General features: G+C 44.3%; 25 protein-coding genes and 1 riboswitch. Of the genes, 8 read left to right on the top strand and 17 right to left on the bottom strand.

Going from position 1 to position 25,026, the window contains the following annotated elements; all coding sequences use genetic code 11:
- The first annotated feature begins 54 nt into the window (after positions 1-54).
- Positions 55-1,968: a TRAP transporter fused permease subunit gene (locus AB6E08_RS13550; protein WP_102250162.1), complete on the top strand. Its 1,914-nt coding sequence runs from the start codon at positions 55-57 to the stop codon at positions 1,966-1,968.
- A gap of 111 nt (positions 1,969-2,079) precedes the next feature.
- Here AB6E08_RS13550 and AB6E08_RS13545 read toward each other — a convergent pair whose 3' ends face one another.
- The gene (locus AB6E08_RS13545) at positions 2,080-2,799 is read right to left on the bottom strand and encodes an SDR family oxidoreductase (protein WP_017100834.1); all 720 of its coding nucleotides are present in this window, start codon (positions 2,797-2,799) and stop codon (positions 2,080-2,082) included.
- Positions 2,800-3,009: 210 nt separating this feature from the next.
- Here AB6E08_RS13545 and AB6E08_RS13540 point away from each other — a divergent pair, with 210 nt between their 5' ends.
- Positions 3,010-3,915 (top strand): LysR family transcriptional regulator, encoded by a 906-nt coding sequence (locus AB6E08_RS13540; RefSeq protein ID WP_029225470.1) that lies wholly within the window; start codon positions 3,010-3,012, stop codon positions 3,913-3,915.
- 47 nt (positions 3,916-3,962) lie between these two features.
- On the opposite strand, the gene AB6E08_RS13535 is transcribed toward AB6E08_RS13540, so the two are convergent.
- Positions 3,963-4,301, bottom strand: a complete 339-nt coding sequence (locus AB6E08_RS13535; RefSeq protein ID WP_017100832.1) for a helix-turn-helix domain-containing protein — start codon at positions 4,299-4,301, stop codon at positions 3,963-3,965.
- Between the two features lie 105 nt (positions 4,302-4,406).
- On the opposite strand from AB6E08_RS13535, the gene AB6E08_RS13530 reads away from it, so the two are divergent.
- Together AB6E08_RS13530 and AB6E08_RS13525 are read left to right on the top strand one after the other, a co-directional pair.
- On the top strand, positions 4,407-5,174 hold the full coding sequence (locus tag AB6E08_RS13530) for an SDR family NAD(P)-dependent oxidoreductase (RefSeq protein WP_102579760.1): 768 nt from the start codon (positions 4,407-4,409) through the stop codon (positions 5,172-5,174).
- 132 nt (positions 5,175-5,306) lie between these two features.
- The gene (locus AB6E08_RS13525) at positions 5,307-5,960 is read left to right on the top strand and encodes a cupin domain-containing protein (RefSeq protein ID WP_372064659.1); all 654 of its coding nucleotides are present in this window, start codon (positions 5,307-5,309) and stop codon (positions 5,958-5,960) included.
- Positions 5,961-6,037: 77 nt separating this feature from the next.
- Here AB6E08_RS13525 and AB6E08_RS13520 read toward each other — a convergent pair whose 3' ends face one another.
- Positions 6,038-6,676: an NAD(P)-dependent oxidoreductase gene (locus AB6E08_RS13520; RefSeq protein ID WP_017101663.1), complete on the bottom strand. Its 639-nt coding sequence runs from the start codon at positions 6,674-6,676 to the stop codon at positions 6,038-6,040.
- 154 nt (positions 6,677-6,830) lie between these two features.
- Between AB6E08_RS13520 and AB6E08_RS13515 the strand changes: the two genes are divergently transcribed.
- Positions 6,831-7,727, top strand: a complete 897-nt coding sequence (locus AB6E08_RS13515; protein ID WP_029225576.1) for a LysR family transcriptional regulator — start codon at positions 6,831-6,833, stop codon at positions 7,725-7,727.
- 146 nt (positions 7,728-7,873) lie between these two features.
- Here the strand turns inward: AB6E08_RS13515 and AB6E08_RS13510 are convergent, their stop codons facing one another.
- From AB6E08_RS13510 to ribB, 6 genes are all read right to left on the bottom strand, one after another.
- The gene (locus AB6E08_RS13510) at positions 7,874-8,737 is read right to left on the bottom strand and encodes a hypothetical protein (RefSeq protein WP_017101661.1); all 864 of its coding nucleotides are present in this window, start codon (positions 8,735-8,737) and stop codon (positions 7,874-7,876) included.
- A gap of 402 nt (positions 8,738-9,139) precedes the next feature.
- On the bottom strand, positions 9,140-10,600 hold the full coding sequence (locus AB6E08_RS13505) for an ABC transporter ATP-binding protein (protein WP_017101660.1): 1,461 nt from the start codon (positions 10,598-10,600) through the stop codon (positions 9,140-9,142).
- Positions 10,597-11,475 carry an ABC transporter permease gene (locus tag AB6E08_RS13500; protein ID WP_017101659.1) on the bottom strand — a complete coding sequence of 293 codons (879 nt, stop codon included), beginning with the start codon at positions 11,473-11,475 and terminating at the stop codon, positions 10,597-10,599. The genes AB6E08_RS13505 and AB6E08_RS13500 overlap by 4 nt, the downstream gene beginning before the upstream one ends.
- Entirely contained in the window at positions 11,472-12,485 is a 1,014-nt protein-coding gene (locus AB6E08_RS13495) for an ABC transporter permease (RefSeq protein ID WP_017101658.1), read from the bottom strand. Before AB6E08_RS13495 ends, AB6E08_RS13500 begins: the two co-directional genes overlap by 4 nt.
- Positions 12,478-14,013 carry an ABC transporter substrate-binding protein gene (locus AB6E08_RS13490; protein WP_017101657.1) on the bottom strand — a complete coding sequence of 512 codons (1,536 nt, stop codon included), beginning with the start codon at positions 14,011-14,013 and terminating at the stop codon, positions 12,478-12,480. The genes AB6E08_RS13495 and AB6E08_RS13490 overlap by 8 nt, the downstream gene beginning before the upstream one ends.
- Positions 14,014-14,368: 355 nt before the next feature.
- Positions 14,369-15,025 (bottom strand): 3,4-dihydroxy-2-butanone-4-phosphate synthase, encoded by a 657-nt coding sequence (gene ribB, locus AB6E08_RS13485; RefSeq protein ID WP_017097981.1) that lies wholly within the window; start codon positions 15,023-15,025, stop codon positions 14,369-14,371.
- Positions 15,026-15,373: 348 nt separating this feature from the next.
- Positions 15,374-15,524: riboswitch (FMN riboswitch) on the bottom strand.
- Between the two features lie 383 nt (positions 15,525-15,907).
- Between ribB and AB6E08_RS13480 the strand changes: the two genes are divergently transcribed.
- Entirely contained in the window at positions 15,908-16,654 is a 747-nt protein-coding gene (locus AB6E08_RS13480) for a phosphatase PAP2 family protein (protein ID WP_009846275.1), read from the top strand.
- Between the two features lie 178 nt (positions 16,655-16,832).
- Here the strand turns inward: AB6E08_RS13480 and AB6E08_RS13475 are convergent, their stop codons facing one another.
- The 6 genes from AB6E08_RS13475 to AB6E08_RS13450 form a co-directional block, all read right to left on the bottom strand.
- Positions 16,833-17,333, bottom strand: coding sequence for a methyl-accepting chemotaxis protein (locus AB6E08_RS13475; RefSeq protein ID WP_372064676.1), 501 nt, complete (start codon positions 17,331-17,333; stop codon positions 16,833-16,835).
- A gap of 2 nt (positions 17,334-17,335) precedes the next feature.
- The gene (locus tag AB6E08_RS13470) at positions 17,336-18,265 is read right to left on the bottom strand and encodes a methyl-accepting chemotaxis protein (protein ID WP_372064655.1); all 930 of its coding nucleotides are present in this window, start codon (positions 18,263-18,265) and stop codon (positions 17,336-17,338) included.
- 72 nt (positions 18,266-18,337) lie between these two features.
- On the bottom strand, positions 18,338-18,736 hold the full coding sequence (locus AB6E08_RS13465; protein WP_372064653.1) for a hypothetical protein: 399 nt from the start codon (positions 18,734-18,736) through the stop codon (positions 18,338-18,340).
- A 400-nt stretch (positions 18,737-19,136) separates the two neighbouring features.
- Positions 19,137-19,862 carry a sulfite exporter TauE/SafE family protein gene (locus AB6E08_RS13460; protein ID WP_009846277.1) on the bottom strand — a complete coding sequence of 242 codons (726 nt, stop codon included), beginning with the start codon at positions 19,860-19,862 and terminating at the stop codon, positions 19,137-19,139.
- Between the two features lie 224 nt (positions 19,863-20,086).
- Positions 20,087-21,292: an MFS transporter gene (locus tag AB6E08_RS13455; RefSeq protein ID WP_102250156.1), complete on the bottom strand. Its 1,206-nt coding sequence runs from the start codon at positions 21,290-21,292 to the stop codon at positions 20,087-20,089.
- Positions 21,293-21,307: 15 nt separating this feature from the next.
- Positions 21,308-21,535, bottom strand: coding sequence for a hypothetical protein (locus AB6E08_RS13450; protein WP_080518039.1), 228 nt, complete (start codon positions 21,533-21,535; stop codon positions 21,308-21,310).
- 396 nt (positions 21,536-21,931) lie between these two features.
- Here AB6E08_RS13450 and AB6E08_RS13445 point away from each other — a divergent pair, with 396 nt between their 5' ends.
- Entirely contained in the window at positions 21,932-22,546 is a 615-nt protein-coding gene (locus AB6E08_RS13445) for a YitT family protein (RefSeq protein WP_017065874.1), read from the top strand.
- A 126-nt stretch (positions 22,547-22,672) separates the two neighbouring features.
- On the opposite strand, the gene sigZ is transcribed toward AB6E08_RS13445, so the two are convergent.
- Entirely contained in the window at positions 22,673-23,287 is a 615-nt protein-coding gene (gene sigZ, locus AB6E08_RS13440) for an RNA polymerase sigma factor SigZ (RefSeq protein ID WP_017101656.1), read from the bottom strand.
- Positions 23,271-23,567: a helix-turn-helix transcriptional regulator gene (locus AB6E08_RS13435; RefSeq protein ID WP_004733042.1), complete on the bottom strand. Its 297-nt coding sequence runs from the start codon at positions 23,565-23,567 to the stop codon at positions 23,271-23,273. The genes sigZ and AB6E08_RS13435 overlap by 17 nt, the downstream gene beginning before the upstream one ends.
- Positions 23,568-23,800: 233 nt before the next feature.
- Here AB6E08_RS13435 and AB6E08_RS13430 point away from each other — a divergent pair, with 233 nt between their 5' ends.
- Entirely contained in the window at positions 23,801-24,901 is a 1,101-nt protein-coding gene (locus AB6E08_RS13430; RefSeq protein ID WP_029225575.1) for a permease, read from the top strand.
- Positions 24,902-25,026 lie beyond the last annotated feature (125 nt).

Raw genomic sequence — 25,026 nt, 5'->3', positions numbered from 1 at the left:
GTGAAATCTCACTTGCCCTTTTTATCAATTCGTTCTTATCCAGCAGGCATTAATATGGATATTACCCCTGATAATCAAAATGCGTCACCCCAACTATTACCCTATGAAAAACTCGTGAAAACAATGGGTTATTTGACTTTAGTTGTTGCAGTAGCACTGTCGGCTTTTCAGATATGGCAAGGCGTGAGTTCAACGATCTCGGCAACCTATTTTAGACCCATCCACTTGTGTTGGGTATTGGTATTGATCTTCCTTCACTTTCCATTGCTCTCTAACCGAAAGAACAAGCTCTTTATTGTGGGCAAGCTGATCGATGTGATCTTGTGTGCCGTGGTGGTGTTTGCTGGCTACCGTTTATGGATATTCGATTATAACGACATCAATCATCTGTTTTATGGCCTTCAATTTGCTGACATGTTTGCTGGTAGTGCTTTGTTGGTACTGCTGCTAGAAGGATGCCGACGTACTGTTGGTTGGGTGATGGTGTTAATCGCAGTGTTGTTCCTTGCGTATAGCGCGTTCGGTGACATGCTGCCAAGTGGTTTTTCTATTAAGGCTTACACGCTACAAGAGCTGATTCAGTTCCAGATTTACTCCGCTAATGGTGTATTTGGTTCTGCGTTAGGGATCGCCGCGACAACGGTATTCATCTTTGTGTTGTTTGGTGCATTTCTAGAGGTGACCGGAGCCGGTAAATTCTTTATTGATCTCGCATTCTCAATCGCCGGTAAATACCGTGGCGGCCCTGCGAAAGCCGCGGTATTGGCATCGGCAGGTTTGGGTTCTATTTCTGGTTCTGCGATAGCGAATACGGTGACCACAGGCTCAATTACGATCCCTATGATGAAGAAGCTCGGTTATAAACCAGAGCAAGCCGCAGGTATTGAAGCTGCCGCCTCTACGGGTGGGCAAATTATGCCACCAATTATGGGGGCTGGTGCGTTCGTGATGGCGCAGTTTACTGGTGTGCCTTACAGCGAAATCATGATCGCATCGATTGCTCCTGCTATTTTATACTTTTTCTGTACTTTGCTTTACGTTCATCTAATGGCGTGCAAGTTGAACCTCAAAGCTGTAAGCAGAACAGAAGCCGTGGTTTCGGTGATGAAAGATGGCGCTCACCACCTGATTCCGTTGATCTTGATAACGGCACTCTTAATGATGGCTTACTCACCGTTGCTAGTTGGTGTTGCGGGTTGCAGTGCAATTCTACTAACCGCGGCGCTGCGTAAACACAGTCGAATCGGATTGAAGAAATTCATTGAAGGGATGAAAAATGGTGCACTGATGGCGTTGCCGATTTCTGCAGCGTGTGGTGCGGCGGGCATTATTGTTGGTGTGGTAGGGCAAACAGGAATCGGTTTGCAGTTTACTCAGTTTGTGATGGACTTCTCTGGTGGCTACATGCTTATTGCATTGGGCTTAATCAGTTTAGTGGCTTTAATTTTGGGTATGGGCTTACCTGTAACAGCGGCGTATATTGTGTTGGCGGTTATGGCTGTACCAATGCTAAGCGATTTTGGCTTACCATTGTTAACTGCTCACCTTATCGTATTTTGGCTGTCTCAAACCTCGAACGTAACGCCACCTATAGCCTTGGCTGCTTTTGCTGGGGCTGGTGTAGCGAATGCTAACCCAATGAAATCTTCGGTAGAAGCGTTCAAGTTGGCGGGTGGTCTGTTCATCATCCCAATTATGATGGCATACACAAGCCTTGTGAATCCTGACGACGGAATGCCAGCGTTGCTTTTGTCAATCGTCCAGACGCTGACTATTATTGTCGCGATAGCGATCGCAATTGAAGGGTATTTGATTCGTTCACTGAGCATGGTTGAGCGCTTAGCAGCATTACTTGCCATTCCACTATTGCTACTCAATCCATTCGGGCTAGGACCTTTGGGGATTGTAATTATTGTCGCACTGATTGTGATTCAATGGCGTGGTCGAGAGATCGCAAAACAAACCTAGTGTTTATCGAGTTCGGACAAAAGAAAAAAGGGACCTTTACTATGTATAGTAAAAGTCCCTTTCTCTATACATCAATTAAACAAAGACGTTACGTAAGTTAATCACTGAAACTTACGGTTGTTGCTTAGTTGGTGCTAGAGCAATCTCACGGATACATACATTCTGTGGTTGTTGGTAAGCGTACGATACCGCGCGAGCAATATCGTCAGCAGCCAATACGCCGCCCATGTCTTCTTTCCAAGAATCGTAACCGTCTTTGATCTCTTGAGATGTTGTGTGAGACAGAAGCTCAGTTTCTACAGCACCCGGTGCGATAGTGGTAACACGAACATTTGAAGCCGCAACTTCTTCACGAACGTTCTCAGAAATCGCGTGAACAGCGAACTTAGTACCACAGTAAGCTGCGTGGCTTGGGAATGTTTTCTTACCCGCGATTGAGCTGATGTTGATGATAGTACCTGTATTGCGTTCCATCATAGGAGCAAGTACAGATTGCATGCCGTTTAGAAGGCCAATCACGTTCACGTCGAACATTGTCTTCCACTCTTGAGCGTCTTGAGTATCGATTTGACCAAGAAGCATTGCACCAGCGTTGTTGACAAGCGCGTCTACAGGGCCAAATTTCGCTTCACCTTGTGCGATTGCTGCATCAAAAGACGCTTTGTCTGTTACGTCTACTTTTACTGACAGTGAGTTTGGTAGGTTCAGCGCTTCAAGGCGGTCAACACGACGAGCTAAAAGTAGCAGAGGGTGACCTTCATCGCTTAGACGACGAGCGATTGCTTCACCAATACCAGAGCTTGCACCTGTAATTACGATTAGTTTTTTCATTTTATTTCCTCTGTACTTTAATTGCGTCGGTTGGCTACGACGTGTTGTTTAAGTGCATTCGAATCAAGTGCTTGTTGCCTTGCTTCGTTGCGATGGAAGTATATTAAGGAAAATAGCATTGTTGATATATAGCGCTTTACTTGAAACACTGTTGCTGTGGTGCAACAATAAAGGCGTCTATCTCATAACTTCATTAGTAAGCTGGTGACTATGCTCAATCAAATTAACCTGTCTGATATTCGCTCCTTCGTGCTTATCGCTCGTTTAGGTAATTTCACCAAAGCGGCAGAGGAGTTGGATGTGTCTCGTTCCCACGTATCACGCCAAGTGAGTAGCCTAGAAAAGCAGATGGGTGTAACACTGTTTATCCGCACCACTCGAACCTTGAGGCTGACGCACGCAGGGCAAGATCTGTACGCGAGATGTGAGCAAGCCCTCGATAACATAGACCAAGCTCTGATTGCTGCTGTGGACGATGTCGAAGAAGTACGTGGCGACATAAAAGTAAACTGTGTCGGTGGTTATCTTGGTGAAGTGATCATCGCGGATTTGGTGAATGAGTTTATGCAGCTCTACCCAGACATCAGCATCAGCCTTGATTTCAGCAGTAACCGAGTCGATTTGATTGAAGACGCCTTTGATATCGCTTTTCGTATGGGGAGCCTAGAAGACGCGGGCTTTATCGCAAGAAAGCTTTTGGACATAGAGATGGGAACGCTCGCAAGCCCTGAGTATTTCGCTCGCAAAGGGAAGCCAAATCACCCTAAAGATCTGATCCATCATGATTGCTTAACTGGCTCAGTGCGCAAGTGGAGTTTTCAAGCTTTGGATGACACCAAGAAAATGGTCGATGTGCATGTGACGGGCAGGCTGCAATGTAAGAATGGACGAGTGTTGGTACAGGGCGCCAAGTCGGGCAATGGGATTATTCGTGTTCCAACCATCTATTGCTTGCAAGAACTCAACGACGGGCAACTGCTGCAAGTGTTTGATGAGTGGATAGTACCTAAAGTGGACTTTTCAGCGATCTACCATCGAGACCGCTATCAACCAAGTCGAATTCGAACCTTCATTGATTTTGTGAAAGGCCGTTTTGATCAAATGCCAGTCAGCTAAATAGTGCGTGCTGACCATTATTTGGAATAGAGCAGATTCGCGTGGGCTTACATCTCGTCGATTTCGTTTTGTAGGTTTTCCAGCTGGTCTAGAATCAACAAGAACTTCTCACCGAACGGTGTCACTTGGTACTCAACTCTTGGTGGCAGTTCGTTGAACATTTGCTTATCTAAAATCCCGAATTCTACATTTCGCTTCAAACATTCATTCAATACCTTGGTCGATAATCCTTCTACTGACCGCACCATTTCACCGGGGCGATTAATACCATTTGCCAGTAATTGGTAAACCGTTAGCGACCATTTACAGCCGTAGATGGTTTCGACCATGCGAGCTGAGCGCTCTGGTGTTGATTTTCTTGAAAAAAAGTTTTCCTGATTTTTCATAAAGATGTACCAATAAGTACCTACCTAACCGATTTGTACTTACTATTCATGGTGTTAGTTCAAAGCCTAAGATTACCACGTTCACATGACTTAGGAGATAACAAAATGAACTTCACTAAAAATGGTATTGCAGTCGTAATCGGTGGCACAAGTGGTATGGGCTTTGAAACAGCGAAGCAGTTAGTCGCTCAGAGCATCCATGTGTTGGTTGTCGGCAATAACCCAACTAAGTTAGATAAAGCGGTGTCAGAATTGCAATCGTTAGGTCACGCTTCAGGTTGGCAAGCTAACCTTTATGATGATGCGAGTGTAGCTAATCTCATTGCGCATCTAGAGTCGCTTGAAGAGGGTATTGGTTACCTTGTTAATGCGGCGGGCTACTTCAACCCTAAAGCGTTTATCGAGCATCAAGAATCTGATTACGAGCAATACATGCAGCTCAATAAAGCAACCTTCTTCATCACTCAAGCGATAAGTAAATTGATGATCAAGAACGGCGGTGGCAGTGTGGTTAACGTTGGCTCTATGTGGGGTAAGCAGGCAATCAAAGCGACGCCATCTTCTGCCTATTCAATGGCTAAAGCTGGCTTGCACGCATTAACACAGCACATGGCAATGGAACTGGCTGAACATAACATTCGTGTAAATGCGGTGTCTCCGGCTGTGGTTAAAACGCCGATTTACGAATCTTTCATTAAACCGGAAGAAGTGGATCAAGCGCTAGAGGGTTTCAATGTGTTCCACCCGATTGGTCGAGTCGGTTTGCCGAAAGATATCGCCAATAGCATCTCTTTCTTACTGTCAGACAGTGCTGATTGGGTAACGGGTGCAATCTGGGATGTTGATGGCGGTGTGATTGCTGGCCGCAATTAATTAGGATTCTTTTAGGTGGCTGTCGCGCAGGAAATAGCGGCGAGATGGCCTCCTTGATGAGTATTCGCGTAGAATAAAAGCTAGAAAGATAACAAGAATAATTAAAACGATAACAAGAGTAAGGTCGCCATTATGTTCAACATGGACTTTTCAAAGAGACTGGTTATAGAAACCGAGACATTAGATTGGATCGCGAGCCCTGCCAAAGGGGTATGGCGTAAGCCGCTTGAAAGAGAAGAGAAAGAATCAGGTCACACGACCAGTGTTGTGAAGTACGATCCTGAATCTTCGTTTTCTGAGCACCCGCATCCGCAAGGCGAAGAGATATTCGTATTAGAGGGTGTGTTCTCAGATGAAACTGGAGACTTCCCAGCGGGCACTTATATCCGTAATCCCCCGGGCAGTGCGCATTCTCCATCAAGCAAAGATGGCTGCACGATCTTGGTGAAGCTTAATCAGTTTGATGCGAGAGACTTAACTCAAGTTCGTATCAATACCCTAGAAACGGAATGGCTTCCGGGCATCGGTGGCTTACAAGTGATGCCGCTACATGTTTTTGAGCACGAAAATGTGGCCTTGGTGAAATGGCCCGTTGGTGAGCGCTTTCAGCCACACCGTCATTTTGGTGGTGAAGAGATCTTTGTGTTGTCAGGCACTTTTAAAGATGAACATGGCGTGTATCTAAAACACACTTGGATGCGTAGCCCTCATATGAGCGAGCATTTCCCTTATGTGGAAGAAGAGACGGTTATCCTAGTGAAAACGGGTCACTTGCCATTGGATTAAAGGAATGCTCAATATAAAGATGAGAAAGCCGCATTGTTGTGAACAAGCGGCTTTTTTAGTTTTTATATATGAATTGACTAGTAAGCGACACCAATACGTTGACGTGGGAACTTGCCAGCTTCGAGCTCATCAATCATCGCAATCGCGTAGTCGCTGACTGAAATTTTGCTGTTGCCATCTTCGTCGGTGAGCAGCTGATCACCACCTGTGCGGTAGGTTGATAGCTTATCGCCCGGGAAAATTTCTGCTGCAGGGCTAACAAACGTCCAGTTAACCTCGCTGTTCGATTGCTTGAACACTTCAAGAGCTTCACCCTGTGCTAGTGCTTCGTTTTTGTAATCTGCTGGGAAGTCAGGAACGGTCACTAACGGTACGTTTGGCGCCACTTCTAATGAACCTGCACCGCCAACCCAAAGCAGGCGCTCGATACCAATGCTTGGCAGTGTCTCAAGCAGCTTAGTCGCTGTGCTTTTTACGATGTCGTGATTACCCAAAGCACGTCCGCCAATCGAAGTGATTACTGCATCAACGCCGGATAGTGCGATTGCAAGGCTTGCTGCTTCATCTTGTAAATCAAATGAACGAACTTCAACATCGCTGATTTCTACACGGCTTGCATCTCTTACGACAGCAACCACGTCGTGACCACGAGATTGAGCTTCTTGAGCGATGTGACTACCAATCCAACCTGATGTGCCTAATACTGCAATTTTCATAATGTCTCTCCAATTATCTAATTTATTGAGTCTGTTTCTCGACAGCCATTGCAGTCTAATAGCTCACTAGATTGCGATAAATATCGTGAAATGATGTAGATTGTATCTATACAGTTATCTAATAGGCTTGGTTAAGTCGGTAAGGGAGAGTGTGATGGACAGGTTGACGGCGATGCGTAGCTTTGTTGAAGTCGCAAATTGCGCCAGTTTTACTCAAGCAGCAGAGCATTTGGACATGAGCCGTTTACAGGTTTCACGGCATGTTCAAGAGATCGAAGGGTGGTTAAAACAAAGGCTTCTGCACAGAACGACTCGTAAGGTCAGTTTGACGACAGCAGGGGAGATTGCGCTACAACGTTGCGAAAAAATACTCCATGAAACGGCGGAGCTAGAAGTCACTGCACTTAATCAAACCGATGCTCTTTCCGGAACCATTCGAATAGCAGCCCCAATTGGCTTGACTCAACATATGCTGTTGAGTGTGGTTGAACAGTTCACAGAGCTTCATCCCAGTATCACGGTAGAGCTATTTGCTTCTGACCATTTTGCTCAGCTGGTGGATGATAGAATCGATATTGCGCTGCGCTATACCGATCAACCTGACGATAGTTTGATTGCTCGAAAGCTAATGGAAATTGATTCGGTGGTGTGTGCCTCACAAGACTACCTAGACAAACACGGTGAACCTGAAACGGTTGAAGCGCTTAGACAACACAATTGTTTTCGTCATTTGAGTGTCTCTAAGTGGGATTTTGTTAAGGATAACCAACATTATTCGGTTGAGGTGTCGGGGACTATTAAGGCCAATGATGTTGGGGTGTTAGCTCGCGCCGCACAGCATGGCAAAGGGGTTGTTCGATTACCTTGTGATTTAGCGAATCCGTTGATTGCAGAAGGGAAGTTGAAACGAATTTTGGATGATTTTGTTTCACCGAGTAGCGTGCTTTGGGCGGTGTACTTGTCTCGCAGTTATCAGCTGCCTGTTGTTCGTCAGTTCATTGATTTTGCAGCAGAAGCTTGGTCTAGCGATATCAAATCTGGAGACGTTTAAGCTTACATCGCTCATAACTTGTCTCGTCCTAAAATAGAACCAAATAAATATATAAGCTCATAAATACAAAAATCCGATATCAAAGGTGATATCGGATTTGAACTCAATAATTCAGAGTTCCAGCACGCTCTCCTCTCACGAAGTCTTTACATGTAATGATGTACGGATAATCGGGTGTTTATCGCCTTATCGTTGATGCTAGGTAAAGGCTGATACAAGCTTTTGGTAATGTCTGATAATACTTGGTCGTAGACTTGCGATACCACAGTAGAGATATCACTGGTTAACTCGTACATGCTATCTGCTGGTTGGGTCGCTTCAGTGCTTGATGCGATCTCGGTAAGTGCATGCATCGCACGTGTACAAATGGGTGACCCACTGCTGATAGGGCAGATAATCGATAATTGGTTGAGTTTGCGGTGTGTCTGAGATGCGTAGAATTTGAATCTCGCATACTCCTCAGGCTTCTCCATATCCGCCTTTTCTATCCCAGGGATGGCCATTCTCAACTTGGTAAGGATCTCCATGCAATCCAAGATCTGTTGCCAGTTCATGTGGTACTCACGGCTCATGTCTTCTCGTTCAGACTGAATCAACCAAATGATCATCACTTCATCCATCAAGAACATGCTGTGACGAATCGTTTTTCCATGAATCGATTGATTACGTACTAAGCTACGGTTTTGCCAGTCATTGTGCATAGCGATGAGTTTGAGATGATAAATGCGATACATCGGACGGCTGTCAAACGACACATGAGATTGAAGCAATTCAGACACCTCAAGTATGTTGTCGTAAATCTTATTCACTTTTCGAATTGAGTCGCTCGTCAATTGATACGCCAGAGCATAATGCGTTGCCGCGCGATGTTTGCGTGATAGCAACAATAACTGTCTGAGTAGAACTAAGGTTTCAAACCGGTGTGATAGCGCTGTTTGTCTCTTCTTTGAGAAATGAAACAGCGCTGCAAGTACTAATAGGGATAAACCCACTGAAATAACGACCAACATATTCAACTCCTAATATCTGAATACCTACTTAGTGGTAGTTCACGATTTGTGCCAAAATTGATAAACATTATATTTCAACGACTTATGTTTTAAGCCCGCTTGTGGATGACCAATACTGGTGCATCACCTCACCATTCGAGTGAGTGCGATAGAAGAGGTTAGAGGTTTTTATAGTTTCTAGACTTTGCTATGGCTGAAGCACAAATAGCTACAATCTGGCTAACCTCTTATGCAAGGTTAGTCAGATTGGGTTACACAGAGATGTACATTCAGTGAGTAGATAGTGAAGGTATGACTAAAGATTTACGGCGAATGTACCACTGAGAAGACAGATAACCGCGAAGCTCGTTTAGGTCGATAGCCCAATAAGTCGATCGATCCAGAAATCAATAGCTAGATAAATCAATAGCGCGATAAGTCGATCACTTTATTGCATAGCTTACTCAGAGCCAGTTGATCATGGCTGATCAAAATTAGGCCGCAATTAGCTTCTTTCGATACTTCAACAATTAACCTTAGCGTTTGTGCTGCAGTGATAGGGTCTAATCGTGATGAGGGTTCATCTGCAATTAACAGTTTTGGGCTCATCATTAGCGCTCGTAAAATGGCGAACCTCTGTAATTCTCCTCCGGATACTTGGCTTGAAGGACGCTCAAGCAATGCAGAATCAAGGCTCAATCTATCTAGAAGTACGGGTATCTTGGAGCGATTTAGCTTGTGAAGCGCACATAAGTCATTAAGTAACGTTTTTAGTGTTGTGTGAGGAGAATGCGCACTGGGTGGATCTTGGTAAAGCTTAAGGCGTTGTCCTTTTTCGATTTTTTGAAGCCAGTCGATATTGCCGGAAAAGTCGTGATGCAACCCTAGTAAAGTATCGGCGAGAGAAGATTTCCCGCATCCGCTGTCACCATAAACTCCCAGTATTTCACCTTGTGATAATGAGAACGTGAGATCTGAAAAGAGTGTTCTTTGATCGCGGTAAATAGCTAAACTTTCAACTTCAAGCAATGGCTTCTGCCCGCTTTGTATACCAACCTCTGAGGGACTAGCGTGACTATTTGATTTATTTGAAGGTTGCGAGGAAGTTGGCTGATCAAGAGACCAATACTCAGGTTGCGCTTGTATTAGCGCTTTTGTGTAGGCCGCTTGTGGCTGATCTAAAATGGCTTTAGCGTCTCCCCTTTCAACAATTGCCCCTTCTTTCATTACAATGATGTCACCACCTAACATTTTAGCCAGCTTAATGTCGTGAGTGATGGTGAGCAGGCCACCGGGTTTGCCATTTTCAAGTTGTTGGCAGTGAGAAAGGAGAAGTTGCCCAACGTGATCACGTCGGCTTTCGTCTAAGCCTTTTGTGGGTTCATCGGCAATTAACAGTTTGCCTCCAGCTTGTGTCGCACATAAGTACGCAGCACGTTGCGCCATTCCGCCCGAGAGTTCAAATGGGTGTTTATCTCCATCTTTGCCCAGATCCATTTGTTGAAGTGCATGATGGGTGAGTGTGTCACTCTGGGAACGACCTTCGTTTAAAACCAGCTTATGAACTTCGCTTATCTGCGATCCTATAGTCCGAAGCGGATTGAGTGCTAACCAAGGTTCTTGAGGTAGCAAAGCTATTTCTTTGCCCCAAAACCGTTCTCGATTTAAAGGGTTAAGCTCATCAAACAAAGTAATGTCGCCCTCTGGTTTTAAGGCATCAGGTAATGTGCCGGCGATAGCTGCCGCGATTAGGCTTTTCCCCGCGCCTGTTTCTCCCAAAATGGTGAGCGGACGCTGAGGATATAAATCTAAACTTAAGCTCTGGACTAAGGTTTGAGTATCAGTATGAATCGACAGGTTTTCAATTTTTAACATTGCGTTCATGCTGTTACTCCCTTATCCGCTTGTTTACCTAGTTGCAGTTTTTCTTGTTTAGATCTTGGTTCATTATGCGCATGGTTTTTTGAGGATTGCGTGTGACGTTTTCCTTGAGCTAATAAATGAAAGCTTAATACCAGAAGAAAAACGGTCAGTACCGGTTGAATCAAAACCCAAGGGGCTTGGTGGTAGTAACGGAATAGTTCAACCATCATTAAGCCGAGCTCAGCTTCTGGCGGCTTGAGCCCAACATGCAGAAAGCCTAAAGACGCGAGTGCCAGTATTGAATTACCCGTACCAAAACAGAACAGGGTGAATAAATCATTTCGGCAATCAGGCCATAAGTGACGCTTGAATATATACCAGTGGTTGAACCCATAAAGCCGAGACGCTTCTACTGCAGGTGACTGAATGAGTGACAACGTTCGGTTGCGTGACACGCGGAAAAAATCCACCCACAGCATGAGCGATATGGCGATATATAGAATAAGGAATGATCCAGGAACCATTGCCGCAAAAAGTAAAACAAGAATTAAGCCGGGCATGGCGAGTATCATGTTCACGTTGAATGAAAAGATTTTATCCCACCATCCTTGTTTCCAGCCGGCTATTACTCCCATTGACGTCCCTAACAACGCAGCCGTGGTAATACTGATTAATGCCATGGAAAGTGAGGTGCTAATGGCGTGGCTTAATCTCGCTAGATTACTGCGTCCAAAATGGTCTCTGCCTAAAGGTTCTTCGACAGAAGGCGTTGTGAATGCAAGGTCTAAATTTTGCTTGGCAATATCACCTTGATAGACAGTCCGTTCTAGCATGACTACGCATAATAAGGCGGCTAAGATAATCAGACCTAACCATTGCGGCTTTGTTAAATTCATACGATCTTAACCTTCTTTTTTTCGGATTCTTCTTGTGGTCTATTAGGCGCGAATTTTGAAAATAAACCTGAAGTTTTATTCGCGCGTTGCCTTGGATCCAATTGGTAGTTAACAAGATCGACTAAGGTATTGATGACCACAAATAGAAGCCCCATTAGCAAAGCAGAACCTTGAATCATTGGTATATCTCTACGGAAAATCGCATGCGCTAACGCGTGACCAATACCCGGCCAAGAGAATAATGACTCGATCATAATGATCCCTTCAATTAACCCGGTTGCTTGAACACCAACAAAAGTAATAACAGGTAAAGCGATGTGTTTATGAGCGTGATGCTGAAAAGCTTGCGCCTCACTGAGTCCTTTTAAACGAGCGAATAAAAAGTGCGGTGCTGTGATGGCATCATGAGTGGCATTTCTTATAAGGCGACTAGACATTGCAGCCAGCGATAGTGCTAAGGCGAGGGCGGGCAGAACGATAAACTCGACTCGACCAAAGCCTGCCACAGGAAGCCAATTCAGCTGTAACGCAAAGATAATCACCAAGGCCAAACCAATAAGAAAGACTGGCTGAGCTCTTAGGATGATAGAACCTAATAGTGAGAAGTTGTCTGCAAAAGAGTCGGTCCGTTTTCCACAATAAATACCGATTGGGATGGCAATGAAAAGAGAAATGACAGTCGCGACGACGGCCAATAAAAGCGAGTGACCGAGCTGGTGGCTGATTTCATTAATCACAGGTGCACCGCTGATCAATGATGTTCCCAAATCAAAATGAAGAAGATCCCATAGCCATTCGAGGTATAGCTGCAAGCCCGAACGATCAAGCCCTAGCTCTTGGTAAACCGCTTGTGCCGCATCTGCATCCACATAATCGTACCCATAACGACCCGCTGCAATTCGAAAAGCAAAGTCGCCGGGTAACAAGCGCATTAAAATGAAAGTGAGTGTTCCGATACTCCAAGCCACAAAGCCGGCTTGGAGTACTCTTCGGATTAAGATATTAATCATTAATCGTCATCTCTGAGATACGATAGTTGATTTCAAATGGGTCAAATGAGAAGTGGTTAACACGTTCATTCACCGCGACTAATTGAGTGTAGAAAGTCACAGGAATCAGCGGCATTTCTTCCGCTAATATGGATGAAGCTTCTTGAGTCATTAGATTATATTGTTCTTGGTTTGGTTCAACCGATAGACGTTGAAGTAAGCTGCTGAACTCATCAGAAGACCAGTTCATTGGTCCCCAGTCACTGCCTTTATGGCTAGCAAAATCTCGCATCAGTAAGGCTAGGGGATCCGCCGTAGTGCCAAAATTACGCGCCACGAGCGCCATTTCTAATGTGCCGTCTTTGTGCTTTGATGGAATTGCACTTGAGTTATCGATAGAAACATTCACTTGAATGCCGACTTCTTTAAGCTGAGCTTGAATCGCGGTAGCTACGATAGGCAGCTCTGGTCTGTCTGAGTAGGTAGTTAAAGTAATATCGAATGCTTTGCCTTCTCGCGAAAGGAGACCTTCCTCATTTTCCTGCCAACCTTGCCCTGCAAGTAATGTTTTCGCTTGGTCGATATTGCGCTGAGTTTGCTCAAGGTTATTGATGTGCCATGCGCCAAGAGAAGGGGCAAACAGTTGATAGGCTTCAGAGCCTGGAACGCGGACAATTTGTTTTGAAATACCCGTTCGGTCCAAAGCTAGACTGATAGCTTGACGCACATCTGAATGATTCAAAAGTGGGTGTTCATTATTCAACTTAATTAGGATCGTTCTTGGGATGGACTCCATCACCAATTCAACATTCTTTGCTGACTCAAGCAGGTCGATACTGGCTGGGTCGAGTGTGTAAACCAGATCGGCTTGACCGGTTTGTGCTAACAAAGCACGGCTTTCAGAGCGATGACCTGCAAGGTAGTGAACATGTTCAATCGAGGCTTTTGTGCCCCAGTAGTCAGCATTTTTGACAACATGCGCTTTATGAGGAGCTTGTAACTCTTGGATTTTATAAGGACCTGTACCACTCAGTTGTGCAACATTTCCTTGTTGATCAAACGAACTTGGTGCTGCAATCGCTGCTGTGTAATGAGCTAACACTGCCAGCAATGGTCGATAAGGTTGAGATAGTTCTATCACTAGAAGGTTGTCTGAAGCTGATACCTCTTTGATAGGTACACGCTTTAATACGCCAGGTTTTTTTAAAGCGTGAGAAAGAGAAGTTTGAACAGCTTGCGCGGTAAGCGGGGAGCCATCGTGGAACACAACGTCTGGGCGCAATGTGAATTCCCAGCGTAAATTGTTTGCGTTAGTTGTCCATTCTTTCGCTAATAAAGGGGTGACGTTGCCTGACTTATCGATAGCAGTAAGCGCTTCAACGACTTGTAACCGTGTAAATAAATAGCCGTTTTTAGATAAATCTTGGTCGGTAAATTCAAAGGGGCCAGAAATGTTTAGCGTTGTTGGTTGTGTTTCTTTTGATGGTAAAAATATCCATATGAGTAGTGCACTGATGGAAAGTAACGCCAGTGCGGCAAGCTTTTTCATGCTTTTGTCCTAGTTATGAGTAATTATTTGCGATGTTATAACATAACAGTTGTGTGTTGTTAATGATAATAGTTGCTAATTGGCTCGGTTTTTTATCGGACAGTGAGTATGAAAAAAGCCCCACTTAAATCAGTGAGGCTCTAATTTTTGTATGCGGTTCTGATTCTAACAGGCTTTATTGGACGGTATCAGTCAGCTGTAAAAGCTGTTTGAGTGACAGTCACTATGCCCTGTTTAAAATAAGCTTGGCTCCATTGGTGAGCCTAGATCTGTTTAGGTCAATGCGCTTGAGTTAATATCGGGATACTAAGCACTAAGCACTAAGCATTAAGCATTAAGCATTAAATATTAAACATTAAGCCAGTTTTAGGTCGAACTCAGTGCGGTACATCACCATATCTTCAATGGTCAGTACAGGCATGTTGTGCATTTTACCGAAAGCAACGATCTCTGGCGCTTTTGCCATCGTGCCGTCTGGGTTGGTAACTTCACACAGTACACCTGCCGATTGAAGACCTGCCATTTGCATTAGATCCACAGTACCTTCTGTGTGACCGCGGCGAGCTAGTACACCACCTTTACGCGCACGCAGTGGGAATACGTGGCCAGGGCGAGCTAGGTCACTAGGCTTAGCCGTTGGGTTTGCTGCTGTCTTGATCGTTGTTACACGGTCAGCGGCAGAAACACCTGTTGTTACGCCGACTTTTGCTTCGATAGTGACGGTAAACGCAGTTTGGTTTGCGCTGTTGTTATCAACAACCATAGGTGGAAGTTCAAGTTGGTTCGCTTGCTCGTCTGTTAAGCATAAGCACACAATACCGCTGCATTCTCGGATCATAAGCGCCATTTGCGCATTAGTTAGGTGTTCTACTGAGTAGATGATGTCGCCTTCGTTCTCGCGATCTTCATCGTCAAGTAAAAGTACGCCACGACCTTCGCGTAGAGCTTGCAGTGCGTTTTCAACGCGAGTGATTGGTTCGCCAAATTCGGCAAGTAGTGAAGACTGATTCATGGTTAAACTCCTAAAATATCACCAGAATCAGGGCTGTATGAGGGATCTCAACCGAGCACAACAAAGCAGACTCATTACAAGTCGACTTGTACCAATCGTAGTAAACAACTGGTCATTCTAGCTGGTTAAAACCCTTGATAACGGCGTTAAAATTTTTGACTGTAGAATAACTACTTATCGAAAAATTTTGCCTTGTTCTCAAGCGTTTTTCCTGTGCTATCTCTGATCATTTATTTACTGTGATTGGTATTAGCTCATTATGGTTTTATCCAAAACGAAATGCACCCGTCTAAGTTGGAGGCATGAACCTAATAAATAGGTACACCTTTCCAACTTAAACGAGTGTGTTTTCATTCTCTCTCATCCGGACTATGACCGTCGGCTCTGGCATCTCACCAGATCTGCTGACCTCGACGAATCGAGCGCTCGCGGGCTTATCTTTAGATTTTGCTAAAAACATACCGCCGGTGGGGAATTTCGCCCCGCCCTGAGAATAAAAATTAATAATCTGTTTTGCTTTGAAAGCAGACCAGATGGTAATCCTTTCAATAGTGGATTTAAAGGACTGACAGCAAAGTTTTTCAGATTCCAGCCTTATAATCGGGTAAGTGTTCACTTTATCAGCAGAACGTGTCCGGCAGTCTTTAGTGGGATAATGCCTTTGTCTCAGCTGGTTTGAGTGGTCTTTGTTGCTCTATGAACATCAGTGTATGTCGAACATTATTGGTGCTGGCCTGGCCGTTCACTGAATCAATACTCAAGAGGTTCATCAATCGAACATTGTTAGACCATGACGGCTTAATGACCGTTTTGACATAAAATTGATATTGGCAGTGCTAAGCTGCGCTAGCATCCATCCACTTTATCCAAAAGATCTTAGTCATGACATCTCCGTTCTCTAACAAATCCAAAGGCTTATTACTGCTCGTTTTAAGTTTGTCTTCTCTCGTACCGTTTTTGATCTTTGGATCTAATTTTGACCTTGGGGCTGCGGTTTCGCCTTTCCAAGGCGCCTTCATAACGTTTGTGACTTACTCGGCGGGTAATCAAGGATTCTTGGTAACGCTAGCTGTTTTGTCTTTGGTATTGCTCACGATGAAATTTTCCAAAGCTAAGCTCGTCAGCCTTTGTCTGCAGCTCGGCTTGTTGTTGGTTCTCAGCTTTGCAGCAAAAACTTTCTTAAAGCACTCTACAGAAAGCCCGCGTCCTTATTCTGAGTATTTGGTGACGCAAGAAGTCGTTGACATGCCAGAGCTGTTTTACGAACTGCCATTGGTAGAAAAGAACGCAGCGATTGCATCTGTGAAAGATAAGGTGAGTGAGTGGCGAACGCGTCACTGGTTGGGTGAGACTGACTATTCTTTCCCATCTGGGCACATGATTTTCGTTGGCGTGTGTCTGGCGTTCTTTGGCGGCTTGTTCCTAGAAGCGAAACGTTTTTACTTAGTTGGCGGTTTGCTAGTTTGGGCTGGTGGCGTTGCTTATAGTCGTGTTTGGCTTGGTATGCACCGCCCTGAAGACTTAGCTGCGTCTATCGCCTTTGCCGGTTTGATCTACCTATTGGTGCCACTGATTCCGACGCAAAGAATAGAACCTTTGTTACCGATGTTTCTAAGAGGTAGCAAATGAGTAATAAACTTGCCTAGAAGAGCAATAGTGGGGCTTTTGAGAGAGAGGAATAAAAAACCGCCTTCGGAGAAGGCGGCTATTTTAAACGATGACTGCTATTGAAAAACCATAGACGATATTTGAAATCATAACCGCTACACACTACAAGTTTCATTTTAAATAACTGTTTTAGTATGAATTAACGCAGTTTAAACATACCAACCATTGATGCCAGTCGTTCGTTTACTTGGGAGATATTGTTGGTTTGCACCAAAGCTTGATCTCCATTTTTGTTGAGTTCATTTACAATGTCACTCAGAGCCACCATGTTACGACTAATTTCCTGAGTGACGCTGCTTTGCTCTTCTGCGGCCGTTGCAATTTGAATGCTTAGGTCATTGATACCCGTTACTTGTGACGTTAGCTCATTTAAGCTGCTGCCCACTTTCTCGGTGTTATTAAATGTTTCGTCACAAGTCCCTTTCGTCTTATTCATAGACTCTTCAACATTCTTGTTCACTGAAAGCAAACGAGTCAGCGCTTGTTCAATCTGTTGTGTACTCGCTTGTGTTCGACTCGCTAAGGCTCTCACTTCATCAGCTACTACTGCAAACCCACGACCTTGCTCGCCCGCTCGTGCGGCTTCAATCGCTGCATTTAACGCAAGGAGATTGGTCTGTTCAGCGATTTCACCAATCACTGTCAAAATATCACTGATCCCTTTAGTTTCTGGCTCATGCTTTCTAGGTTCGATGATGTGTTCTCTATCTCAGAAACTAGTGCATTAACCTTCATTTGAGCATCACCGACAGCATTGAGTGATTGCTCCCCGATATCGGACGCGACTTTAGTTGATTGCGCCGTTTCACCTGCATTTTGGGCAACGGCGTCAGCTGTTGAACTCATTTCTTCAATGGCAGTGACAATTTGTTCAGTTTCTTGCACGTGCTGATTCAAAATGTGGTTATTTTCATCTGATTTATGTTCAAGTTGCTGCACATTTTCTTTCAGTTCAGACGATGCTGCGTCAATCTTTAGCATCAAGTCTTGTATATGCTCGATGAATTGGTTTACACCAGATGCGATTTGCCCTAAATCATCGTGTTTCTTTACTTCGAGTCTCTGAGTTAAATCACCATCACCATTTGATAGCCCTGTAATGGTTTCTTTCAACGCTAGGATGGGTTTGTAAAGAATATTGAGAATGAATAACGTGGCAACTACGCTGATCAATAGGTAGACAATCGTGATCATAATTGCTTGCTGCTGAGCGACTTCTAGCGCTGCGAATACGACGCTTTTGTCTAATCCAACAAGTAGGTACCACTCTTTATCACCATAGCTAACCGCATGGCTGAACATCACTTTTTCAACGCCGTTGATACTATAATTAACGATTGTGCTTTCTGAATTTTGTGCTTTTTTTGCAACGTCTTTCAAAGAAGCGTAATCCGTTAATTTAGTGCCCACCTTAACCACATTGGATGTGCTAGCCAGCACCGTCATGTCATTGGTCATCATCATCGAAATAGCACCGTTGAGGTCGATTTCAGAGACAGTGTCACTTAGAACATCGAGTGGAATGTCTGCCAATACCACACCGTTACCAACATCTTTACCAATGCTCACCATTAAGGTACCTGTTGTGGAGTCTGTATATGGGTCTGTATATACAAGGCTTCCTGAACGCTTACCTTCTTTGTACTAAGCTTTACTGCGAGGGTCGTAGCTTGATGGGCTTTTGTGATTATCCCAGCCCGGGTAATCGAATGAGGCATAAGCATCGCCATTGTCAAAACCTATCATTAAGTTCGCGACATCAGCACCTAATGAGCCCACGCGCATTCGCTCGGCGTGTCTATCTTGATAATTATGTTGACGATAATCAGCAGCTACTTTTGCTACTGCTTGTGTTTTTGCTTCTAGGTAAGTCTCAACCTTATTCCCTTCAATGCGAATACGGTCTTGTGTGCTCTGATAAATATTCTCAGTCAGTGCTTCCTTATTGCTCTGATATGAAAAATAGTTGGCTGAGCCTACACTTATTGCAATTATTGCTGATACGGCGACTAAAAGAACTTGCTTAAACCCAAGTTGTTTCATTTGAAAGTCCTTAATACTGAATGTGTTCATTTTCCTGCTTAATGAATATGCAGTATATAGACGTATTATGAATAGGACTACGCTACCAATTGAACATTCAGCCTGATTTGAACAGTCTCAGCTCTGTATACAAAAAGCTCATGAAAAAATGGTTTATGCAGTAATGGTTCATTGATGGTTCATTGATGGTGAATGAGAGGGAATCGTTACCGCCAGATAGAGATGTTTACGACAGTGTGGTACTGACTTTAAAGCTTAAATAAGGCGCCGCATTAGGGTATTTGAGCATAATGGATAACGTCACTAGTCAGTCATATGAGCTTGCTTATCGAGATGAGTGAGCTGTCATCAAAATAGTTACAAAACGTAAGCAACCTTCAGTACTTACGTTATCTCTATACTAACCAGCTAAGCCTTGCCAAATGGCAGTAAAGCCACTGATAGAACATAACAGTAAAGAACCAATACGTATCTTCTCTTTAGGAATGCTTTGCGTGGTCATTAACGCCACTTTGTAACCCAACCAAGCAGCAGGCAGCAAAGGTATGGTGATGATCAAATGGTGCATAGTGAAGAAGCCAATTGGGATCTGAACAATCAACGAAATGATTGAACTAAAGACAAAAAAGGCAGACAAGTTGCCACGAAGTTGATTGGCATCTTGGTGCTGTAGCAGTAGCGCCATCGGCGGGCCACCAATACCTGAACTGGTGCCAAAGAATCCTGAGAAAAATCCCGCGATGCCCATTTTGGCAGGCGTCGGCTCTAACCTAAACGGAAGCAAGCTGACAATCACTGCAAATACCACTAATAAACCTAACCAAAGTGACAACACGCTCGTTGAAACCATCACCAACAAGGCACCGCCTGCTAGTGAGCCTGGAATGCGTCCTAGTAATGCGATTTTTAATCCGCCAATAGAAATGTTTGCACGGTGTTTAAAGGCGTTGAATAAAGAGATGAACAGGCCAACTAAACAGATAGGCGCAGGTACATAGTCTGGTGAAACCAAAAACAGCAGTGGGGCAGCCACAATGGCCAAACCAAAGCCGATTGCGGTTTGCACAAATGAGCCTGCAAAAATGAGTGCCATTGCGATAAGGGCGGTCTGATCTAGGTATTCCATAAGCCTGCGGATTAGTTTTAAAGGAGCAAGTGAATACTATAAATTAAAACGAAAAGAATAGTCTTATTATTCAGTGAGGTTTATGCAAGTTTCGCTAGTTATAATTTCGATTACAACGGCCAATAAAAAAGAGAGCGAATATCTCAGGATGTGCTCCTTTCAATATCCACTCTCTTATTGGATTGCTTATCGATTTTTGCTGTTGGGGGAGTCAGCGTTAAACGCTAAGCCATTGCCAATTTCAGTCGCTCAATCGGCTTGTCATTGATAGGCAAATGGATCAGTGCTGCTGCAAATGCCAGTACCACCGTTGACCACCAGATTGGCTCGTAAGAACCGTAGTAATCGTAAATACGACCACCAACCCAAGCGCCTAAGAAGCTACCCACTTGGTGAGTAAAGAATACCAAGCCGTACAACGTCGACAGGTAACGAGCACCGAAGATCTGACGAACTAAACCAGACGTTAGCGGAACCGTACCCAACCAACAGAAACCAATCGCCGCACCGAAGATAGCTGCGGTTGACTCAGTCACTGGCAAAGTCACAAACGCACCAATAACTACAGTACGCACTAAGTACAGTGCCGACATTACATGACGTTTGCTGAACTTATCGCCCATCACACCCCAGAAGTAAGACCCGAAGATGTTGAAGATACCTACATAAGCCAGTGCCATTGCTGCGCTGCTTGCTGGTAGGTTTTTGTCGGCTAAGTAACTTGGTAAGTGCGTCGCAATGAACATCACGTGGAAACCACACACGAAGAAGCCCGCATGAATCAACCAATAACTTTTGTTCGAAAATGCTTCAGACAGTGCTTCTTTCAGTGTCTGGGTGTCTTCTACTTGTTTATTGGTTGCTGACTTCGGTGCTCGCATAAACAGTGCAAATGAGATCATCAAACAACAAAGCACGCCAAAGACTTGCATCGCACTTTGCCAATCAAATTCGTTCAACATGTATTGCGCGCCCGGAATTACCGCGAACATACCAAATGAACCTGCTGCTGTGGTTAAACCAAATGCCTTCGCTGCGTGCTCTGCAGGTACTACTTTTGCTACCGCGCCCAACACGATCACATAGCTCGTCGCACTCAATCCAAGGCCAACTAATGCGCCTAGTGAAACGTAAAGCATGCTTGATTCGGTAGACATTGAGGTAAGAAGTAAACCCAAACCGTAAGCACATGCGCCAGCAATAATGATGCGTCTTGCTCCCCATTTGTCAGCGGCCATGCCCACAAAAGGCTGGAACACACCGAACAGCAGGTTTTGTAGAGCAATGGCGAAGCTGAAAAACTCGCGGCCGGTGCCGAAATGCTCTGAAATTGGCATCATGAAAATGCCGAATGATTGTCTGATCCCTAGACTGATAATAAGTGTGCCGATCCCAAGCCATACCAGTAAAGGAAAACGGAAAATGCTCATTCTAATACTCTTAAATTAATGGTGGTGATGTGAGTGGTCTTGCGCTGACATGTGTTGGTCAGTCATCTTATTATGGTGTTCGTGCCCGGAATGCTCATGCGCTGACTGCTGGTGGCATCCACTGCTAACGGCATGCTGAGCCAAGAGATCAATCAATGGCTGACTGTGATGCACAATTACCAAACTAATAACAAGGAATAGCGTCATTCTGGCGAGTTGGGCAAAAAGAGATTGTGAAAACATAAGGTGTTTACATGCGCTCAATGTTGTAAGAAGTCGCGCATCATAATGACGAGTAGGGTATGTATCAAATGACCTTTTGTGATTTAGTCTATGCGTTTTATGCATAGATTTAAGCATCGCTGGAATTGGAATGAAACGTAGCTAATAAATAGGAAAACACGAAGCTGGCTGATTATGTGGTAGAAGCGGAGAATTTAGGATGGATATTTGATTTTTTAGATATAACTGCTTGCTTTAGTGAAGTATTTTAAAGCCTGTAAAAACGAGTATACAAATTAATCACTCAGTAACACTGCGCAATTACTCGACTTATCTGTTAAACATCGTAAATTTGTACTTCAATCGTTTCAACGGGACTGAAACGCGATGTTAAAAGATTCAGGGAGAGTCATTCACATGGATAAAGATCATAACCTTCGCGAAAACTTACTGGCACTGATCTTAGGTAGCGCGCTAGTGTCACTCGGCGTTATCTTTTTCAATCAAGTCGGTTTGCTCACCGGAGGCACGGCTGGTCTAGCGATCTTCATTACCAAAGTGACAGATTTGAGCTTTGGCCAAGTGTTCTTCGCACTTAACTTACCTTTCTATATTTTGTCGGTTGCTCGTATGGGCTGGCGCTTCACCATCAATACGTTTATCGCGGTTTCGATTGTTTCGTTCGCCGTGGATCACTTGTATCACGTGATTCAAATTGCCGAAATTCATGCATTGTATGCAGCTTTACTTGGTGGTGGCTTGATTGGTACCGGCATGTTGGTGATCTTCCGTCATAAAATGAGCTTAGGTGGCTTCAACATTCTGGCGCTGTTCTTACAAGAACGTTTTGGTATTCGAGCGGGTAAGGTTCAGATGGCACTAGATTGTACGATTGTTGTGCTTTCACTGTTTATCGTTGATGTGTCGCTGGTTCTGTTGTCTGTACTGGGCGCAATCGTCACCAACTTGATTTTGGCGATGAACCATAAACCGGGGCGCTATCAACCAGTTGTTAAAGCGGAAGCGGCGTAGTTCGGTACGATCAAGCACTAGGTTCGCTTAAGCATTAGATTCGCTTAAGCAAAGCGTGATTTGCAGATTATGAAAACAACAAAGCTAGCATCAATTGCTGGCTTTGTTCTATTTTAGGGATGGCTATTAGCACTTACTGCAATCGTTGTCTGGCTTAAGCTCGCAATCAATCACATTGCCTTGTTGATCGAGTGACAGGTTACAGCACTCTTCAAACAAGTTCTTAAGATCCCCGCGGCTTTTCTGAACACGAGACTTAACGGTTGAGTAGCTGATATTTTGCGCCTCTGCGATCTCTTTCTGGCTTTGGCCTTTGATGTCGACGGCAAGCAGTAGCGATGAACTTTTTTCTGGCAGTGCTTGAATAAAAGGTTCGATACACAATGAAAGCTTCTGCTTAAATTCAGAGTCGTGGTCTAAATCGGTAAACCACAGATCTTCAGCATCAATTTGGCTATCGCGTTGTTGGCGTGCATGCTTTCGGTAGAAGTCGATAATGGTGTTGTTGGCTAACTGGAACAGCCAAGCCTTAACACTGCTCGCATCTTGTACCTTATCTAAGTTCTGATAGGTCTTAATCAAGATATCTTGGAGCAAGTCGTCTACATCGGCGGTATTGTTGACCTTTGAATGCAGGAATGACTTTAATGCTTGCTGATACTCGGCCCAGACTTGCTCGAGCTTCAAAGGTGCCTTATTCAAAGTTGCCTTGTTCAAAGGTGCATTAGTTGCACTGTTCATTTACGCAACACTCGTCTTGTAAGAAATCAATCACACCTTCTAGGCATTCATACTCCGCCACGCAGAATAGAGTTCTTCCTTCTCGTCTTTGGCTGATTAGGCCCGCAGACGCCAAGCTGGATATGTGGTGAGACAAGGTAGAACCGGGAATGCCTAGCTCTTCTTGTAGGCCGCCAACTGCAATGCCTTGGTAGCCAGCTTTAACGACACTCTTATAAATAGTTAGACGAATAGGGTGCCCCAACTCTTTAAGTGCTTTCGCAACGACTTCTAAGTTCATATTAACTCCTCAAGATTTAATTTCGATGTTAGTCGAAATGTATGTCGAATTCAAATTTAAAAACGGTGGCTGTGTAAGTCATTGAAAAAATGTGTTTTCGAAAATCATTTCGATTCTTATCGAAATAAAGCTTGATCTGGAGCTGTTTATTTCTATAATTCGAGAATATTCGAAATTAAGGGTTGGTTACTTTTCTCATAGAGCCCGGCCTTCAATCCAGTTTGGAGTTAATTATGAGCAATGAAATGTTAACAATGCTAAAAGACGCACTTGATATGTTCGCTTTCTTAGCAGTAGAGCTAATTATCCTTTTCTTAGCGATCAGCTACATTGTTGGGATTCTGCAAGAGTTCCTTACACCAGAAAAGATTCAATCTATCCTGAGCTCACGTAATGGTAAGGGGTATGTGGTTGCTGCACTATTGGGTGCAATTACACCTTTCTGTTCATGTTCTACCATTCCTTTCCTTAAAGGATTGCTGCGTGCAAGAGCGGGTTTCGGTCCAATGATGGTGTTCCTATTTGGTAGCCCGCTATTGAACCCAGTGATCATTGGTTTGTTTGTGATTACCTTCGGTTGGCAAGTCGCGGTGTTCTACTTCCTTGTAGCAATGACGGTATCGGTAGTGGCAGGTTACGCACTTGAGAAGCTTGGCTTTGAGCGTTACGTAAAACCTGAAGCGTATGAATCGACAGGTTCTGCTTCAAACTGTGGCACTAGCTGTGGTGATTCTGCTCCTAAGAAAGCAGCGCCAGCGAAGGTAGAGTCTTCATGTGGTACAAGTGCATGTGGTGAACCTGCACCAGTAATGGCAAAAGAAACGTCTTGCTGTGATTCGAAAAAAGAAGAGCCACAAGTGACCGTTTCATGCTGTTCAGCGGATGGAAGCGCAACAGCTGAAATCGTAGAGAAGAAAGAACCTAGCCGTTGGATGAGAATTTGGTTCTCAACTTGGAAAGACTTCAAACAAGTTTTCCCTTACCTAATGATGGGTATCGCGATTGGTTCATTCATCTACGGCTTCATTCCTACAGACCTAATTGCACAGTACGCTGGTGAAGGTATGTGGTATGCAATTCCTGTAGCAGCTGTAATTGGTATTCCACTGTACATTCGTGCTGAAGCAGTAATCCCACTAAGTGCTGCTCTAGTACAAAAAGGTATGGCGCTAGGTTCGGTTATGGCATTGATCATTGGTAGTGCGGGTGCAAGTTTGACGGAAGTTATCCTGCTTAAATCAATCTTCAAGAACCAAATGATTGCGGCATTCCTATTCGTTATCCTAAGCATGGCGATGGGTGCAGGCTTCCTATACAGCTTCATCTTTGGTTAATCGGGTCTGATTCCTAGATAACTCCATTGATAGCAAGATATAGATAATAAAAAAAGAGCTCACTTAGTTGTAATGCCGATCAGTTAAAGCCAAAGTGATCGGTTGAAGGATCCTTCCGAGCTGTC

Origin of the sequence: Vibrio sp. 10N.247.310.24 (genome assembly GCF_041467175.1) — a bacterium.
Classification (GTDB): Bacteria; Pseudomonadota; Gammaproteobacteria; order Enterobacterales; family Vibrionaceae; genus Vibrio; species Vibrio tasmaniensis_A.
Note: the sequence above shows the minus strand (reverse complement) of the source record. Positions and strands in the feature narration are given on the sequence as shown.